The sequence below is a fragment of the Seleniivibrio woodruffii genome, assembly GCF_004339245.1.
Classification (GTDB): Bacteria; Chrysiogenota; Deferribacteres; order Deferribacterales; family Geovibrionaceae; genus Seleniivibrio; species Seleniivibrio woodruffii.
The window spans coordinates 23,116-39,390 of sequence record NZ_SMGG01000007.1 but is presented as its reverse complement, the minus strand read 5'-3'; the positions used below and the strand labels follow the sequence as shown (position 1 = coordinate 39,390).

The window sequence follows — 16,275 nt, the reverse complement described above, 5'->3', positions numbered from 1 at the left end:
TTATCATATAAAATAAGTTCATGAGGGCTTGATATGCTAAAAAAAGTCAAACTGCTCCTTGCGGGGCTTTCGGTGTTATTTGCAGTTATGCCTGCTTTTGCGGCAGACACAGAAGGGAGGATAATCGGCGGTTCGGCAGCGGCAGACGGTGCGTATCCTTTCATGGTGGCCATACTGGACACCTCAAAGGGTTCGTCGGAGCTGAGCCAGCAGTTCTGCGGCGGAACACTTATCGCATCACAGTGGGTTGTCACAGCGGCGCACTGCCTTGAGGACTACCTTACGGATTTCAGCAAACTCCGTGTTCTTGCAGGAACCAACACACTTTCCAGCAGCACTTCCGGAACGAATTACACCGTTCGGGTTTCAGCTGTTTATTCACATGAAAACTACAACAGCGTGACCTTTGACAGCGATATTGCACTTCTTAAACTCAATACTGCAATTCCGCTCAGCCCTATCAGCAGAATCTCTTCATCCGGCAACACCGGATTCACCGTGGGGACTCTGGCAACTGTAACCGGCTGGGGTTCAACAGTTTATCCGGTTAATCCCCATACATACCCCACAGACCTCATGGAAGTGGATGTTCCCGTCGTGGCAAACTCTGTCTGCGATGATGTGCCTGAATACAACGGCTTAAACGATAATATGCTCTGCGCAGGCTATGCAGAAGGCGGCAAAGACTCATGTCAGGGCGACAGCGGCGGCCCTTTGTTTGTTCAGGAGAGCTCAGGATATGCGCTTATCGGTATTGTCAGCAACGGCTACATGTGTGCACAACCCAACTATTACGGCGTATATACAAAGGTTGCCAACTATAAATCATGGATAGACAGCAAAATGTCCTCCGGCTCATCTGGCGGAGGCGACAGCTCAGACAACGGCGGTGGTGGCGGCGGCGGATGCTCTGCATCGAAAGACGGTTCGCCTCTGGCATTCATCCTTATGCTGAGTGCGGCCGGAATTTACTTTATAGTGAGAAGAAAAGGAGCATAAACAACAAAACGTCGTCATCCTGAGGCATATGCCGAAGGATCTCAATTGAGATTCTTCGTTACACTCAGAATGACGCTTCTGAATCGTAAACAGTAAGGGCGGTCTGATGACCGCCCTTTTTTTACTCTATTTTTTGTCTTTATGCCTCCCTTTTACAAAGGGAGGGTTGGAGGGATTTGATTTTTTTCAGCCAAAGAATCCACCCCGACCCTCCTTTAGAAAAGGAGGGAGAGACTAAGTAACCATTTACAGTTTATCAGGAGGCCTCAAGCACCTGCATTCCGAACTCTCTGCCCCACTGATAAGCGTCTCTCAGTTCCTGCTCGGACGGGGTCATTTTGACCTTGAACGAGGGCAGGGGAGTTTTCATACGCATGGTCTTCATGATGTCCTCAGACACCTTCACACCTTCGCCGCTCCAGCCGTATGAACCGAAACATCCGCCCAGTCTGTTCACAACGTTCAGAACAACGAAATATGAGAACAGTTCCAGAACGGGGTGGGGCGCCTTGGCGTTCAGCGTAGGAGTGCCTATGAGAACCCCGTGGGATATCTCTATGGAGTCGATAAGGGTCATTATATCCGTTGTGGCGGAGTCAAACATGTCAACTTTAACGCCGACCTCTTCGATTCCCGCACGGATCTGATCCGCCAGTTTCTTCGTATTGCCGTATGCCGTAGCGTAAACAAGGGTGACCTGACGGTTCACCATGTTCTTGTAATAGCGTGCGGCGGATTTCTCATAGAAATCCATGTAAAAGTCTATCTCTTCCACAAGGATAGGGCCATGTGAAGGGCAGACCATTTTTATAGGAAGCCCCTGAATCTTTTGCAGAGCTTTGGTTATGTGCTCTTTGTAGGGGCGCATTATCATTGAGTAGTAGAAGCGGAAGGCTTCTTTGGCCTCTTCTTTTGCTGTGACCTCGCTGTTGAGCAGAACGTCGCCTTTGGGGCAGTAGTGTGCGCCGAGGAAGTCACAGGGGAAGAGTATCTCATCTTCGACAAGGTAGGTGAACATTGTGTCGGGCCAGTGCAGGAATGGGGTGTGGAAGAAACGGAGTGTCTTTCCGCCGAGGTCTATAATATCCTCGTCGCCGACAGCCCTTCCTTTAAATTCACGGTTTACGATGTTGTCCACAAATGTTTTTGCCGTTTTTGAGTAGATGACCTCAAGGTCGGGATTCATATCCAGAAGAGTGGGGAGTGCTCCAGAGTGGTCAGGCTCATTGTGGTTCAGGATAACGTAGTCGATCTTATTGACGGGGATTATCTCTTCAATTCTGGCGATATATTCTTTCTGAAAGTTAAGCTTACAGGCTTCAATGAGAGCTGTTTTCTCTTTGCCCATAACAAGATAACTGTTATATGTCGTTCCGTGTTCAGTGGGGATGACTATATCGAAGATCTCAAGCTCAGGATCCTTTACGCCGACCCAGTAAATATCTTTTTTAAGCTCAGTTGCATGCATATTTCCTCCAGCAAAATAAGTGAAAAAAAGCCGCCGTATGTTTGCTGCGGCGGCTTTATTTCTTAGTCCTGATAAGCCTCAAAGCTGTCTTTGCCTACGCCGCATTCGGGGCAGACCCAGTCTTCGGGGATGTCTTCAAATGCCGTTCCGGCATCGATTCCGCCATCGGGGTCGCCAACTGCCGGGTCATAAATCCAGCCGCAGATTGTACAGATATACTTCATATAGACCTCCTTTTAATAAGAGTATACTTATCCTTTTATGCAAGTCAAATCTTTTTGATTTCAGCGTTCGTGATTCCTATCTTCTTGAGCAGTCTCTCTTTTATTATAGAGATGACTTCCTGATAATCCCTGTCGGTCAGGTTGAGCTGGCCTCCTGCAGATTTCATGTGACCGCCGCCGGTTCCAAGGCCTTTAACAAGGCTTATGGCCATTCTGCCCACCGCAGTGCGGATGGATTTTGACCTGAGAGAGAAATATCCGGCGTTGTCTATACGCCCGACAACGAACGTCCATTTTATATCCCTCATACGAAGGAGAAAATCGCTCGTTTCCGCTATCAGGTCGGCGTTTCTGACCTCGCCCAGATCGCAGAATATCAGATTATCAATTATCTCTGAACATTCTACAGCCTTTTTCAGGTTTTTGAAATAGTATCTGGGGACTTCCGGATTTTCTATTTTGGTGAGTTTTTTATGTGAAATATAGGGGAAGATGTATGACATCATCGCCTTGTCGGTGCATGTGCTGGTTCGTCCCGAACCGACTGTGTCGGTTTTTATTCCGTAGTAAAGAGCTGTGGCTGTGTCGGTGTCGGGGATTATGCTCAGATGCTTCATATATTCGGTGATAATGGTACTGGTGCTGCCCGCATCGGGGCGTACATCGTTGATGCGTATTTCGGCTGTGCTGTTTCTGTAGTTGTGATGGTCTATGACAACGTCCGCCTTAAAGCCTTCGGGAATATAAACGTTTCCGGCTTTGGGCTGGGTGTCGACAACGATAAGGTAGTCATAGCGTGCGAAATTCAGCTTCATGGAGCTGTGCATCTCTATTTTGCACATACGGAGAAGCTCACGGTTTTCGGCTCGGCCGACAATTCCGTGGAACGCAACGGTACATCTTTTTTTAAGACGCTCGGAGAGGATGAACCGAAGCCCTGTTGCCGCCGCTATGGTATCGGGGTCGGGGTTGTTGTGGGTCAGGATGAGAACTTTTCTTCGGGGCTTAATATCCTCTAAGATTCTATCTATCATGACAAAGATTATTACTCCTGCGGCGTAAAATCAAGGAGAATATTCCCGCCCTCAAGTTTAGATGCTTTGAAACCATAGTTCTTTTCAATTCCCTGCAGTTTCTTAAGCAGCATATCGGGGGAAACATATATCTCCGCTTCAACGTCCAGCGATTTTTCCGCAAAGCCTTTTATGCTGTAGGAGGTGATGAAGGTTTTGTTCTTCAGCGTTTCCATAAGGTTCTTGGGCGTTGCGAAGTTCGCATAGTTTGCGGCAGTGAGTGTTATTTTTGTCAGTTCTCTGTCAAGAGAGGGTGCGGGTATGGCTCCCTCACGCACGGAATAGAGTGCGAGTTCCATCGCATTATATATTGCAGTGGCAATGCACGATGCCTGGGACTGGCCTGTGCCCTCGCCTGATGTTTTTTGTGATGGGTATTCCTTGGCTTTTCCGGCGATGCGAACGTTCAGTGTTGCCGTACATTTTCCGCCGCTGAAGCTGGTTTCGGCTTTAATATCGAAAAGGTATTGTGCGGCTGAGTTCTGGAAGGCCGAATATACCAGATCGGGAATTGCGCTGTCTGCCACAGAGGAGAGGAACTCCATCTGCTTTTTGGTGCTGAACGAATACTTTTTCAGTGCATTCGCTATGGCCGAGTTGGTTTCATAGGTATCGTGTGCGGAATCGATAACGTATACTGCGTTATCGGTTCTGGATTTTATCATATAGTTGACGTCTGAAAGGCTTAGTTTGTCCACGTCGGCTATAACGGAATAGGTTATGGTGCCGTGGCTGTAGCGTCTGTCCACTATTTTGTAGCTTCTGATGAACTTGAAATATTCCGATGTTATCTCCGGAACCTCGCCGCCCTGTTCCTCTGCCTGTCTGGAGAAATAGTTGTAAAGGGCGTTTATGAGAGCGCCTGTTTTGGCGTTCTGGTCTGCCTGTTTTATGTTGTCACCCTGAACTGTAACGGTCGAAGAACCGTTAACGACAAGGGCATGGGCGTTAAATGCGAAAAACAGCGCAACTGCGGCTGTTAAAAAAAGCTTCTTCATTCTGTCAGTCTCCGCTCTCATATTCTGTGGTGCTGTAAACAGACGAACTGTATCTGCCGAGGCCTTTCAGTCCGAGGGTCAGCATTATAACATGCTCAACGTCGCTGGCATTGCTGACTGCAACGTTGCGTATCTGCGTTTTTCTGATGTAGGAAACACCTGCCTCCCAGCATTCGCTCTTGTAGAGCAGTGAAAGGGCGTCATCGACGGATGTGTCGGCCTTTGCCGAGAGCTTGTTGTTCCATCCGGAGCTTGTTCTGGTGTAGGCAAGGTCGTATACAGGTGTAGTATATGTTATTTTGCCCTGTATGGTAGTGTTTTTATCATCGCTGGTCTCTTTGTCGAATGCAAAGCGGCCGGATATGACGAATTTTCCGTAGGTCAGGCTGAGCCTTGTGAGGAAAAAGTCGACATCCTTCTCATAGTAATTGTACTGGTGCTCAAGATAGCCGTAGAACCCGCCTATTGTGGAGTATTCCGCTTTAGAAACCAGTGGTTCGTAGCGTTTGTCCTGTCTGGTCATTTCATATCCCTGAATATTCTCCAGTTTCAGTGTCCAGTCGTGTGATTTGAAATAGTTTTTCAGTGAATATGAGTAGTTGCGGGTCTCGTCTATAACGTCCTGATCGATATAGTCAACCAGATTTGTCTGGTCTATGTCGGGGGTCTGGGTGTATCTGAGGGTGTTATATATCGAGTGTCTGAAATTTTTGTAGTTTCTGAATATCTCGTTCATGGCAAAGGAGTAGTCTATGGTATACATTCTGCGGGTGATGGTGTCGCCGTCCACATTGAGATACGCAAGTCCGGAGACTTTGTCCGTCTGGGGCATTGTCATGTCGAAGTTGCTTTCGAAGTTGTACCACTTGGTTAAATAGCCTGTTACCGAGGGAGTAAACGTACCTATATAAACAGGTACGGGCTTGTAAAACATCAGGCTTGCGTGGTCTCTTGAGTAGTCTATCTTGCGGTTCTCCTCGGTTGAGGTTGCATAGTTGTATATGAACTTGGTGTTCCGGACCTCATCGTGAGCCGCATAGTACCTCACGCTTACGGGCAGATCCGATATGTCCTTTTCAGCCGATATAGAAGGCTTTAGATATGTGTGCTCCTTCATGTATGAGCTTGTGACGGTGTAGGACATGGTGTCGTTGTATTTAAGGGTTATGTCGCTGAATCTGGATCCGTAGGAAAGCTGTATGTTGTTGTAGAAATTTTCGTCTTCGTTGTCATAGTTTCTGGCGAAGTTATAGTCTTCGTAGTCGTCCTGATAGCTGTAGTCCGATACCGCTTCAAGGTCGATGTCCAGTCTGAGATTTTTTGTGATGGCTATTGATGAATCGTTGTAGATGAAAAATCTGCCGGATTCGATGTTCGGCCCTGTTTTCTCGGCCTCTCCGGTGGGTGATTTTCTGGATTTTGCCGCATATTCCACATAGTTGTATATGCTGCTCTCTGTGCTGGGGCGCATGCGGAACTCGTTCGCATAGAGAGTGTTGTCGTTCTGGTTGAACAGTGCGGCGAAGGTTGTGTCCTTGTCCACATCAATATTATAATAGAACTTGGGCTGTATAAACGCACCCAGATCGGAGCTGTAGCCCACTTTGGGAACAAGGAATCCCGTCTCTCTTTCGTTTTTGATGGGATATATTATATAAGGTGAGTAAAACACCGGAACGCTCTTTGCCCAGCCCGCAACGTTGAAGCCTGAGAAATAGCCGCCAACGTCTATTTTTGCCGAACTCGCAGATAGTGTCCATGCGGGGTCGTCGCCGCTGCATGTTGTGAAGGTTGTTCCTTTAAGATAATAGGAGTCCTTGCCTGTTTTGTGAACCTCATCGGCTTTGAACCAGTTGTAGGGCTGAATGAAGGCATCAGCCTGAAAGAATTTTCCCGTCTGTGCGTTGGTGTCATATTCAAGACGGTCGCAGTCGACGGTTTCGCCGTTCTCAATAATCCGGACGTTGCCGGTAGCTTCGAGAAATCCTCTGTCTTTATAATACTTTATTTCATCCGCAGTGAGAGTTCTCTCCCCCTGAAAAACCTTTACGTTGCCCTTTGCCTCGTAATAGTTTTTGTCGGACGAAATAACATTGTCAGCCTCAAGGGTGACATTTTCAGCTGCGTATGAAGACATACACAAACATATTATAAATATAGAAAAAATTAATTTCACAGGCTGCCCTTGACCAATATTTCCCTGACCGCCGCACAGAGATATAGCGAACCGCATACGAGTATATCAGTATTTTGCTTAAGTTCAACGGCTAATTTGACCGCATCCCACACATCCGCCCGCTTGTGCGCATCTGTTATTAAATCATTGACATCTATGCTTCTTTCATTGTTCGGAATCTGCGTCAGAATGACCTCTGATGCAGCCTGTTTTATGATGTTGATATGCTTCTGCGCATCCCTGTCACGGGTGCATGAAAATATTACAATTGGTTTTTTATCTTTGTAGTTTGCCATTAGCCTGTTGAGGCCGTCCTCGTTGTGGGCTCCGTCGAGCACAAATCGCCCGAAACGCTCCATGCGGCACGGCGGCAGTTTCAGGGTGTCGGGAACCGAGCCCTTTATAATATGGTCGCAAACAGCTTCGGCCAGCCGCAGATTATCCGCATAAGGAGGCTGAAATCCTCTGTGGGCTGTCTCCGAATAGTCAGACTGGATTATCCTTCTGTCCGCAAACTCCTTTCGGGCGTGGTCTGAAACCTCTTTTGTGTTTGCACCCAGAAAGAACAATGGGTTATTCTTGATTATGGCGAGTTTTTCGTTGGCTATAGATATAATGTCATTGCCCAGATATTCCATGTGATCCATTGAGATACTGGTTATGACGGGGATTTTTCTGTCCAGAATGTTTGTAGAGTCGAATCTGCCGCCCAGTCCTGTCTCAATTATGACTGCGTCCGGCTGATTCTCCATATAATAATAGAAGGCTATGAGAGTCAGGGTTTCGAAATAGGAGAGGGAGTTAATTAGTATTGACGGTTCGATGATGGAAAATATCCTGTCGAATTCCTCGCCGGAGATATCTGCCCCGTTCAGCTTTATCCTCTCGGTGACGGATGAGATGTGGGGAGAGGTGAAAAGCCCTGTTGAAAGCCCTCGGTGGCGCAGGATCTGGTCTATGAAATAAGACGTGCTGCCTTTGCCGTTGGTTCCTGCTATGTGGATGATGTTTTTTGCGATGTTGTCGCCTATGCCGTAGGATTCGGCGGCGGTCTTTATACGTTTAAGGGTGAGCTCAAGATTCTTGAACTCACCCCTGTTTTTAAAAAAGACTTCGAAAAGAGAGTACGGCATCAGCCGAAAAATTCCAGTACCTGAGAAATACCGGATTTCCAGTGTTCTCTGTGGAGAACCATATCAACCATTCCGTGCTCCAGAAGGAATTCGGAACGCTGGAAACCTTCGGGGAGCGTCTGGCGGATGGTCTGTTCGATAACTCTGGGACCTGCAAAGCAGATAAGTGCGCCCGGTTCGGCAATGTTCACATCGCCCAGCATTGCGTAGCTTGCGGTAACGCCGCCTGTTGTGGGGTCTGTGAGCAGAGATATGTGGCCGAGGCCTTTCTGGCGAAGCTTAACCAGTGCGGCAGAGGTTTTTGCCATCTGCATAAGAGAGAGGATACTCTCCTGCATTCTTGCGCCGCCTGAACAGCTTATAGTAATGACGTGTGTATTCTTTTCAATTGCGCTCTCAACGAGCCTGACGATCTTTTCACCAACAACACTGCCCATACTTCCGCCGAGGAAGCCGAACTCAATGCCGCCGATGTGAACGGGGCGGTCGTTTACTCTGGCAATGCCCGAAACGAAAGCATCGTTCATGTTCATCTTTTTGACAGCGGCTTTAACTCTGTCAGGGTATTTTTTTGAGTCTTTGAATTTGAGCGGGTCGAGGGATTTCAGGTTTTCGTCGATCTCCTGAAAAGTACCGGGGTCTATTATTATGTCTATTTTTTCCCTAGCTGAAATCGGGAAGTGCTTTCCGCACTTGGGGCAAGTCTGAAGAGCTTTGGCTACCTCTTTGTGATAGTTGATCTCCCCGCATCCGCTGCATTTAAGCCACAGTTTTTCGTCAATCTCCTTTCTTTGGTCAGGAGTAGTAACTTTCTGGACTTTATCGCGTAAAAAATCTCTGATGCCCATATTTTCTCCGTGTTTTTGTGTGTCTATACCGACATTATACCGGTATCAGAAAGTTGAATAATAAAACTGTTCAGTTTTTTTTGCAAATGTTTTCTTTTTTACCGGAAAATATGGAATGTCTGGCGGTGTCGTGTGAATAGCTGCGCAGGTGTGCATATGTCTTCGTTTGCCAGTTTCTTCAAACAGATACAGAGGAGCAGTGCCGTATGGGCGGCATCAAACAGTGCTCTGTGACGATAAGAATCGGGTAATGGTATTTTCATGTCGAAATGATGAATAAGGTTGTCGAGGGAGTAACTTTTCAGTCCTTTTTCAGCTGCACGGGACAGCTTAACCGTGTCTATTATGCATCTGAGTCCGGTGGAAAGTCCTTTCTCTTCAAGGTGATGCGTAAGGAATGAGTAGTCGAATCCGGCATTGTGTGCGGCGACTATGCTGTTTCCAGTGAACTCAAGAAATTGCGGAAGCACCTGGTATGCTTCGGGTTTATCGGCAACCATGCGAGTGTTTATGCCGTGAATTGCGTATGCCTGATAGGGAATATCGGTCTTTGGGTTTATGAGTGAGCTGAAGGTGTCCTGAAGGTCAACCACCAGACCGGGCTTGACCCTGACTGCGGCGATCTCAACCAGTCTTGCGCCCCTTGCGGGCGACATGCCGGTGGTCTCGGTGTCAAACACTGTAAAGGACATCTCCGTGAACGGAGTATTATACATCTGCTGCCTCAAAAAGTCGGATGAAGTCTGCAACGGTCATCTGCTCGCCTCTGATGTTCTGTGCCAGTCCTGCCCTGTCCAGTATCCCGTCTATGTCGGGGATGGATTTCAGGTTGTTTTTCAGTGTCTTGCGCTTAAGAACAAAAGACTGGCGAACCATATCGAGGAACCGTTTTTCCCGCTCCGGCTCAAAGTATCTCTCACGGGGATAGAACTCAAGTACAGTGGAGCGAACCTTGGTGTTAGGCCAGAACTGCCCGCCTGATATCTCTTTCAGCTTTTTCATGGTGAAGAAGTAGGATGAAATAACAGATAATGATGAATATTCCTTGCAGTTGGGTTTGGCGTTTATCCTGTCTGCCACCTCCTTCTGGAACATGAAGGTCATTTTCTCCATGCGATGGAAGAACTTAACGCAGTGCATCAGTATATCGACGGAAACGTTGTACGGCAGGTTGCCCGCAAAGGCTATCTTGCCTTCGGGGAGTTGTGATTCCTCTATCAGCATGAAGTCGGAGTGTATCAGCTTGAATTTAGGGTAAATGAACAGGTAGCGGGGCAGGAATTTTGCCAGATCCTCGTCAATTTCAACAGAGGTAACGGCTACACCTTTTTCAAGCATGGCGATGGTGAGCACACCGCATCCAGGGCCTATTTCCACCACGTTTTTGCACTCGGCAGAGGCCAGAGAGTTCGCTATGTCCTCAATGGTATGTCTGCTGGTCAGGAAGTGCTGACCGAACTTCTTCTTGGTAAATCCGAATTCATTTTTATATATTTCAAGCAAGTCGAGCATTTTTCACCATTTCCGCCGCCACTTCGGAGGCTCTTTTAATACTTGTGCAGGAGGCTATGCCTTTTCCTGCTATGTCGAAGGCTGTTCCGTGGTCGACGGAGGTTCTGATTATAGGCAGATTCAGCGTCACGTTCACGGCGTTGCCGAAAGATTCCATCTTAACAGGGATAAGCCCCTGATCGTGGTACATCACCACAACGAAGTCATAGTCCCCTTTTGCCGCCTTAACAAACAGAGAATCCGCAGGGAAAGGGCCTTCAACGTCGATGCCTTCCGCCTGTGCAATTTCTATCACGGGGCTGATAAGGGTTATCTCCTCATCACCCAGTGCTCCGTTATCGCCGGCATGGGGGTTCAGTCCGCATACTGCAATTTTCGGCTGACGTTTGCCACAGAAGAACTGTCCGGCGGAGTTTGCATTCAGAATTGCGTTCATAACCGCCTTTTCGTCCAGTTTCTCAACCAGATTCTCCATGGGAACGTGGGTTGTGGCGAGAACACAGCGAACTTTATTGCCGACCATCAGCATGGAGAAGTTGCGGCATTTTGTCAGATGTCCCAGAAACTCGGTGTGCCCGGGGAAATCGTATCCTCCGGCCTTTATGGCCGCTTTGTTGATGGGGCAGGTGACCAGTGCGTCTGCTTCACCGTTTCTCACCATCTTTACAGCTTTTTCAACGAAAAGCATGGATGCTTTGCCGTATTCCGGCTTAATGACGCCGTATTCCATATCAAATCCGAGCTTCTCGTCCGGCTCGGCAATGGTCAGCTGAGGTATTGGTCTTTTAAGGAGTTTTTCGAATGTATGCCTGATGATGTGCTCATAGGACACAAGGATTATTTCGTATTCTTCGCTTCCTGAAAGGCTTTCTGCGAATTTACAGGCTATCTCCGCACCTATTCCTGCGGGGTCGCCCGTTGTTATGGCAAGTTTAATTTTATTCATGGTTCAGAGGATATAGCATCCGCCTTTCTGTTTCAAGTGTTAAAAACTTGCGTAAAAATATCAACTAAATATTATATGTAGTATTTGAAAATGGAGCTAAAACCCTGTAAGATAAAACGCCCGATGCTAATCAAAAGGCAAAAGGGAAGGAGATAAAATGCCCCAGCTTACTAAAAACATATTCGATGAGCTCACGGAGAATATCCGTGGGGATGTATATACAGATGCGGTTCGCAGATATCTGCACTCCACAGACGGTTCAATTTTCAGAGTTGAACCCGCCTGCGTTGTCTATCCGCAGGACACCACCGACGTTGTAGAAGCGGTAAGATTTGCCAATAAATACGGTCTTTCTGTCCATTCCAGAGGCGCAGGTTCGGGGCTTTGCGGCTCGGCGGTGGGCAGAGGAATCATTCTTGATTTTGCCAAATACATGAACCAGCTGATAGAGATAGACGAACAGGGCAAAACCTTCGTCTGTCAGCCGGGCTACAGATTCGGCGAACTTGAGGTTGCTCTTAAGGGCAAGGGGCTTTTCTTTCCGCCCGATCCCTCAAGCGGTGAGTATGCGACCTTCGGCGGCATGTACGGAACCAACGCCAGCGGTGCCCATTCAGTTAAATACGGCAACGTGTCCGATTATATAGAGGATGCGGAGTTCGTAACATCAGAGGGCAAGGTTTACACATTCAGCCAGATAGCCTCAACTGACTACAACAGTCTGGATGAACCTTTCAGAAAACTGTTCGACCTGTATTCTGACAATAAAGAACAGATAGAGCAGGGATATCCCCCTGTCAGATATAATGTTTCAGGCTATAACCTCAGAAGCCTTGTCGACAGCGGAAAACTGAACCTCGGCAAGCTCATAGGCGGCTCAGAGGGCACTCTGGTGATAACCACCCGCCTGAAGTTCCGTCTGCACAAAAAGCCCACCCACGACAGCCTCGTGGTTGCGTATTTCGACAATATAATCAACTCAGCAAAGGCTACTCAGGCCATCCTGCCCATGAATCCTGCAGGAATAGAGATAATGGATAAATCCCTCCTTAAATTTGCGAAGGAATCCGACGCAAAGCTTAACGATGCCATTCCGGACGGATACGACAACGTATGCATGTTCGAGTTCGACGGATACAGCGAAGAGGAGACAACGGCTCTGGCAGAAAAGGCAAAGGCCATTCTTGAGGAGCAGAATCTTTCTCCGCTGATGTACACCGCCGCCTCCGAAGAGGAGAAGGAGAAATTCTGGGCGGTTCGCAAGGCCGCAGTGCCGATCCTTTATAAAATCAAAGGTGAGCGCAAGATCCTTGCGCTGATAGAGGATGCCGCCGTACCCACCGACAGGCTGGTTGAATATTTTGAAGGTCTGTACGAGATACTTGAGCGCAACGAGGCCAAGTTCGTGATTTACGGTCACATCGCCAAGGGACTTCTGCACACCAGACCCCTGCTGAATCTGAAAGACCCTAACGACATAGAGCTTCTGCGCATACTTGCCGATGAGGTTTTCACGCTGGTGAACCGCCTTGGCGGAGCTGTCAGCGGCGAACACGGCGACGGAAGACTGCGCAGCAAATATATAAAGATGCAGTACGGAAACCTTTACGACATCTTTATGCAGACCAAAGAGATTCTGGACAGCGGGAAACTGCTGAACCCTGAGATAAAGACCCAGCACGACGATAACCAGATGATGAAGAATCTGCGCTACGGAAAAGAGTATTCCAGCGTGGATATCCCCAATAAGAACCTTAAATGGAGCGAAGGGTTTGTAGAGGAGGCGGAGAAGTGCCACGGCTGTTCGAAATGTACAACCGTTACAACCGCCACCAGAATGTGCCCTGTTTATAAGGTTACCCGTGACGAATATTCGGCTCCCAAAGCAAAGGCGAACATACTTCGTGCGCTTTTAAGCGGCGCTGTGGACGACAGAGCGCTTTACGAAGAAGCGTTGCAGGAGGTCATAAGCCATTGTGTCAACTGCGGAAGCTGTCATATCGAATGTCCCTCTGCGGTTAATATTCCGAAGCTCAGCATCGAAGCACGCTCTCACTACGTTTCAAAATTCGGCGTATCACTCACCGACAGAATACCAACGAAACTTGAAGACATGGGCAGAAACCTCCGCAAGGTGACATGGCTTCTGGAACCCGTGATGAAACATAAATTTGCCAGGAACATCATGGAGGTGGTGTCGGGCATCGCATCTGAAAGAGAGTTTGTGCCGCTGGCAAAAAACTCGCTTTACGACAGGCTGAAAGAACGCTCAAAACTTAAGAGCGATAGAAAAGTTCTTTATTTTGCCGGATGCTACGCAAGCTACGTCCGCCCGCAGATAGGCGAGGCGATGATAAAGGTTCTTGAGGCGGCGGGAATGGAGGTAATCGTTCCCGAACAGCACTGCTGCGGCATTCCGCACCTTTCAAAAGGTCTTACGGACGGCGCAAAGGAGAAGCTGGAGGCCAACAGAAAAAGCTGGGGTGCTCTTCTGGATGAGGTGGACTACGTTGTTGCCACCTGCACATCCTGCGGGCTTTCGCTCTATAAGGAGTGGGGATTCCTCAGTGATGATGAGTTTACCAGAAAGGTTAAGTCCAAGCTGATACACATCAGCACACTTGTTAATATGAATATGGACAAACTGGAGTTCAGCGACAAGAAACTCCACCTTGCATACCATAAATCCTGCCACATGAGGTCGCTGCCGGATAATCACAGCTCCGTGAAAATGCTCTCCTGCCTTAAAGGTGCTGTTGTGGAAGATCTCGCCAGCAACTGCTGCGGAATGGCGGGAAGCTGGGGAATGAAGGCCGACAACTATGACCTGAGTACAAAAATAGGCACGCCCATGACCGACAAGCTGAAAATGAGCGATGCGGATGTCGGTGTTACCGACTGCCCCACCTGCACAATGCAGATGGAGCACATGAGCATGAAAGAGGTTAAACATCCCATTGAGGTGATGGCTGAATGTCTGAAATAAGAAAGATTCTGGCGTTTCTGCTCCTTTTTGCTGTTCCTGCGTTTGCAGGGGACGACGACTATATTCTCGGTCTGAACACGTTTGCAGACGGGATATATTCAATCTCAGCTCCCGCTCTTGAGGCATATCTTAAGGACGGACAGGACGCCCAGAAGCGGAATTACGCAAAATATCTGCTTTATAAGACATATATGAAACAGGGTAAGACCGCCGAAGCTCAGAAGTATCTGCGTGATATTGTGGATGTGGAGGACGGCAGGTTCGACAGAAACCAGATGGCGGCGGACAACATGGCTCTTCTGACATCAGGCGACTGTGCCAAGGCTGTTGAGTTTGCATCGGGCAAGCCGGAAGATGCTGTCATCGACAGCTATCTGAACTCAAAATGCCCTGTGGACGACGCTTTCATAAAGACCGTCCTGCCTAAGGTAAAATCCGAGAACATCCGGATGAAGGCGGTCACAAAATCTGCCGATAAACCGGAGACAGTGGCGAAGATATTCGATGCAACACCACTTGCGTCCCTTTCGCCTGCATCAAAAAAATATTTCGGCATCTATTTCTATAAGCAGAAGGACAATGCCAGATTTGATAAGGTCAAGGCCGATTACATGGACGGCGACCTTGCGGCTCTTGAGCTGGACAGATTCTGGGTTAAGGGTGACAAGGCTGGCTATCTGGAAAGGTTTGCTGCCATCAACGCAAAATATGAGCTTTCGGGCGCTGCTGTCTGCCGTGCCATAGACCTTTACAACGAGACGGGGAAACAGTTTGACTGCAACCTTGTTAACAAGTGCATGAGCGACTACAGTGTTGATTTCGTTAAGATAAAAGGCGCCTGCTTCGCCGAAAAAAAGGATGCCAAAGGCCTGACCGCCTTTGCGGATTCCCTGGGAGCTAAGATATTTCCGGGGCTGTGCGGATATGGCGAATATATATTCGCAAATTCGCTCTACACAGGCGAGAAGGAATCCAAATTCAGCGACTGCGAGAATAAATTCCATATAGCAGACATAATGCTCCAGAAAAAGTCATACAAAAGCCTTGTTAACATGTTCAGGGGCGAAACAGACGACATGGACAGATATTATGCCGCAATAGGCTACGCCGGACTGGGCAAAAAGAAGGAAGCGGCGGACACGGCGGCAAAGATAAAGGATTCATATCTTAAAGCCAAACTGGCAGGGGTTCTGAAATGAAAGCATTTCTTGTAGTGGTTTCCATTTTCGCCATCCTGGCAGTCGGTTTCTATTTTTCTCTGAACACACGAAGCTACGACCTTTCCCGTGAAGCTCAGCAGCTTTATGACAGAGGGGAATACAGAGAGGCCTACACAAAAGTTGATGAGGCTTTGAATCTGAACAGACTGAACAGGCAGGCCATAGCCCTGAGACCGAAGCTGATGCGCATTGTCGAGGGTGAGGACCTGCTGGGTGAAGCGAAAAAGCTGTATGAAGATGGGGTCAGCGTGGGGCTTGAGGGCAACGTTGAAGACGCAAAGATAAAAATGAAGCGGGCGTATGACATTGCAAATTCCATCCCCGGACTTTCGCCTTCAAAGCCGGAGGCAAAAGAGCTTATCAAGAACATAAACAGGGATACCCAGATGATAATCGATCGTGCTCCGGAGATAAAATATCGTGAGGCGATGAAACATGTCGGTTCGGGTGATCTTGTAAGGGCATATGAGGCACTGGGCAATATAGACCCGCAGACAGAGAAGATTCAGCGGAAACGGAGCGAAATTGCCTATCAGATGGGCATGCACAGATACAATGCTGTCCTGTCCACAGGCGGCAACAAAGGGTTGGTCGAGGACGGAATATACTGGTTCTCCGCCGTTGCTGATTTTGACGAGAATTATGCGGACGCACAGAATAAAATTTCAGAGCTGAAAAAGCTCAAATAGGGT

At 48.1% G+C, this 16,275-nt stretch carries 14 protein-coding genes; 4 read left to right on the top strand and 10 right to left on the bottom strand.

From position 1 onward, the window contains the following. Positions 1 to 33: 33 nt before the first annotated feature. Positions 34 to 999, top strand: coding sequence for a serine protease (locus C8D98_RS12625; protein ID WP_132874532.1), 966 nt, complete (start codon positions 34 to 36; stop codon positions 997 to 999). 256 nt (positions 1,000 to 1,255) lie between these two features. Here C8D98_RS12625 and C8D98_RS12620 read toward each other — a convergent pair whose 3' ends face one another. From C8D98_RS12620 to pdxA, 10 genes are all read right to left on the bottom strand, one after another. Next, positions 1,256 to 2,467 carry an FprA family A-type flavoprotein gene (locus C8D98_RS12620; protein WP_132874531.1) on the bottom strand — a complete coding sequence of 404 codons (1,212 nt, stop codon included), beginning with the start codon at positions 2,465 to 2,467 and terminating at the stop codon, positions 1,256 to 1,258. A 62-nt stretch (positions 2,468 to 2,529) separates the two neighbouring features. Next, positions 2,530 to 2,691 carry a rubredoxin gene (gene rd, locus C8D98_RS12615; protein ID WP_132874530.1) on the bottom strand — a complete coding sequence of 54 codons (162 nt, stop codon included), beginning with the start codon at positions 2,689 to 2,691 and terminating at the stop codon, positions 2,530 to 2,532. Positions 2,692 to 2,735: 44 nt separating this feature from the next. Continuing rightward, positions 2,736 to 3,725, bottom strand: coding sequence for a DHH family phosphoesterase (locus C8D98_RS12610; protein WP_132874529.1), 990 nt, complete (start codon positions 3,723 to 3,725; stop codon positions 2,736 to 2,738). A gap of 11 nt (positions 3,726 to 3,736) precedes the next feature. Continuing rightward, positions 3,737 to 4,762, bottom strand: a complete 1,026-nt coding sequence (locus tag C8D98_RS12605; RefSeq protein ID WP_132874528.1) for a hypothetical protein — start codon at positions 4,760 to 4,762, stop codon at positions 3,737 to 3,739. Between the two features lie 4 nt (positions 4,763 to 4,766). Further along, positions 4,767 to 6,899, bottom strand: a complete 2,133-nt coding sequence (locus C8D98_RS12600) for an LPS-assembly protein LptD (RefSeq protein WP_165871332.1) — start codon at positions 6,897 to 6,899, stop codon at positions 4,767 to 4,769. 35 nt (positions 6,900 to 6,934) lie between these two features. Beyond that, positions 6,935 to 8,071, bottom strand: coding sequence for a bifunctional folylpolyglutamate synthase/dihydrofolate synthase (locus tag C8D98_RS12595; protein WP_132874526.1), 1,137 nt, complete (start codon positions 8,069 to 8,071; stop codon positions 6,935 to 6,937). Then, a complete protein-coding gene (gene accD, locus C8D98_RS12590) occupies positions 8,071 to 8,919 on the bottom strand; it encodes an acetyl-CoA carboxylase, carboxyltransferase subunit beta (protein ID WP_132874525.1) in 849 nt (282 codons plus the stop codon). Before accD ends, C8D98_RS12595 begins: the two co-directional genes overlap by 1 nt. Before the next feature lie 98 nt (positions 8,920 to 9,017). Next, positions 9,018 to 9,635, bottom strand: coding sequence for a 3'-5' exonuclease (locus tag C8D98_RS12585; RefSeq protein ID WP_132874524.1), 618 nt, complete (start codon positions 9,633 to 9,635; stop codon positions 9,018 to 9,020). Further along, positions 9,628 to 10,431 carry a 16S rRNA (adenine(1518)-N(6)/adenine(1519)-N(6))-dimethyltransferase RsmA gene (gene rsmA / locus C8D98_RS12580; protein ID WP_132874523.1) on the bottom strand — a complete coding sequence of 268 codons (804 nt, stop codon included), beginning with the start codon at positions 10,429 to 10,431 and terminating at the stop codon, positions 9,628 to 9,630. Before rsmA ends, C8D98_RS12585 begins: the two co-directional genes overlap by 8 nt. Continuing rightward, positions 10,415 to 11,377, bottom strand: coding sequence for a 4-hydroxythreonine-4-phosphate dehydrogenase PdxA (gene pdxA, locus C8D98_RS12575; RefSeq protein ID WP_132874522.1), 963 nt, complete (start codon positions 11,375 to 11,377; stop codon positions 10,415 to 10,417). Before pdxA ends, rsmA begins: the two co-directional genes overlap by 17 nt. Before the next feature lie 157 nt (positions 11,378 to 11,534). On the opposite strand from pdxA, the gene C8D98_RS12570 reads away from it, so the two are divergent. The 3 genes from C8D98_RS12570 to C8D98_RS12560 are packed head-to-tail and all read left to right on the top strand — an operon-like array spanning position 11,535 to position 16,272. Next, the gene (locus C8D98_RS12570) at positions 11,535 to 14,363 is read left to right on the top strand and encodes an anaerobic glycerol-3-phosphate dehydrogenase subunit C (protein ID WP_132874521.1); all 2,829 of its coding nucleotides are present in this window, start codon (positions 11,535 to 11,537) and stop codon (positions 14,361 to 14,363) included. Then, positions 14,351 to 15,562, top strand: coding sequence for a hypothetical protein (locus C8D98_RS12565; protein WP_132874520.1), 1,212 nt, complete (start codon positions 14,351 to 14,353; stop codon positions 15,560 to 15,562). The genes C8D98_RS12570 and C8D98_RS12565 overlap by 13 nt, the downstream gene beginning before the upstream one ends. After that, entirely contained in the window at positions 15,559 to 16,272 is a 714-nt protein-coding gene (locus C8D98_RS12560) for a hypothetical protein (protein ID WP_132874519.1), read from the top strand. Before C8D98_RS12565 ends, C8D98_RS12560 begins: the two co-directional genes overlap by 4 nt. Positions 16,273 to 16,275: the final 3 nt, after the last annotated feature.

Coding starts and splice junctions, on each gene's coding strand:
- C8D98_RS12595 (WP_132874526.1), bottom strand. CDS start 8,071: ATGCCGTACTCTCTTTTCGAAGTCTTTTTTAAAAACAGGGGTGAGTTC.
- rsmA (WP_132874523.1), bottom strand. CDS start 10,431: ATGCTCGACTTGCTTGAAATATATAAAAATGAATTCGGATTTACCAAG.
- C8D98_RS12585 (WP_132874524.1), bottom strand. CDS start 9,635: ATGTATAATACTCCGTTCACGGAGATGTCCTTTACAGTGTTTGACACC.
- accD (WP_132874525.1), bottom strand. CDS start 8,919: ATGGGCATCAGAGATTTTTTACGCGATAAAGTCCAGAAAGTTACTACT.
- C8D98_RS12560 (WP_132874519.1), top strand. CDS start 15,559: ATGAAAGCATTTCTTGTAGTGGTTTCCATTTTCGCCATCCTGGCAGTC.
- rd (WP_132874530.1), bottom strand. CDS start 2,691: ATGAAGTATATCTGTACAATCTGCGGCTGGATTTATGACCCGGCAGTT.
- C8D98_RS12570 (WP_132874521.1), top strand. CDS start 11,535: ATGCCCCAGCTTACTAAAAACATATTCGATGAGCTCACGGAGAATATC.
- C8D98_RS12610 (WP_132874529.1), bottom strand. CDS start 3,725: ATGATAGATAGAATCTTAGAGGATATTAAGCCCCGAAGAAAAGTTCTC.
- C8D98_RS12605 (WP_132874528.1), bottom strand. CDS start 4,762: ATGAAGAAGCTTTTTTTAACAGCCGCAGTTGCGCTGTTTTTCGCATTT.
- C8D98_RS12565 (WP_132874520.1), top strand. CDS start 14,351: ATGTCTGAAATAAGAAAGATTCTGGCGTTTCTGCTCCTTTTTGCTGTT.
- C8D98_RS12625 (WP_132874532.1), top strand. CDS start 34: ATGCTAAAAAAAGTCAAACTGCTCCTTGCGGGGCTTTCGGTGTTATTT.
- C8D98_RS12600 (WP_165871332.1), bottom strand. CDS start 6,899: ATGTCTTCATACGCAGCTGAAAATGTCACCCTTGAGGCTGACAATGTT.
- pdxA (WP_132874522.1), bottom strand. CDS start 11,377: ATGAATAAAATTAAACTTGCCATAACAACGGGCGACCCCGCAGGAATA.
- C8D98_RS12620 (WP_132874531.1), bottom strand. CDS start 2,467: ATGCATGCAACTGAGCTTAAAAAAGATATTTACTGGGTCGGCGTAAAG.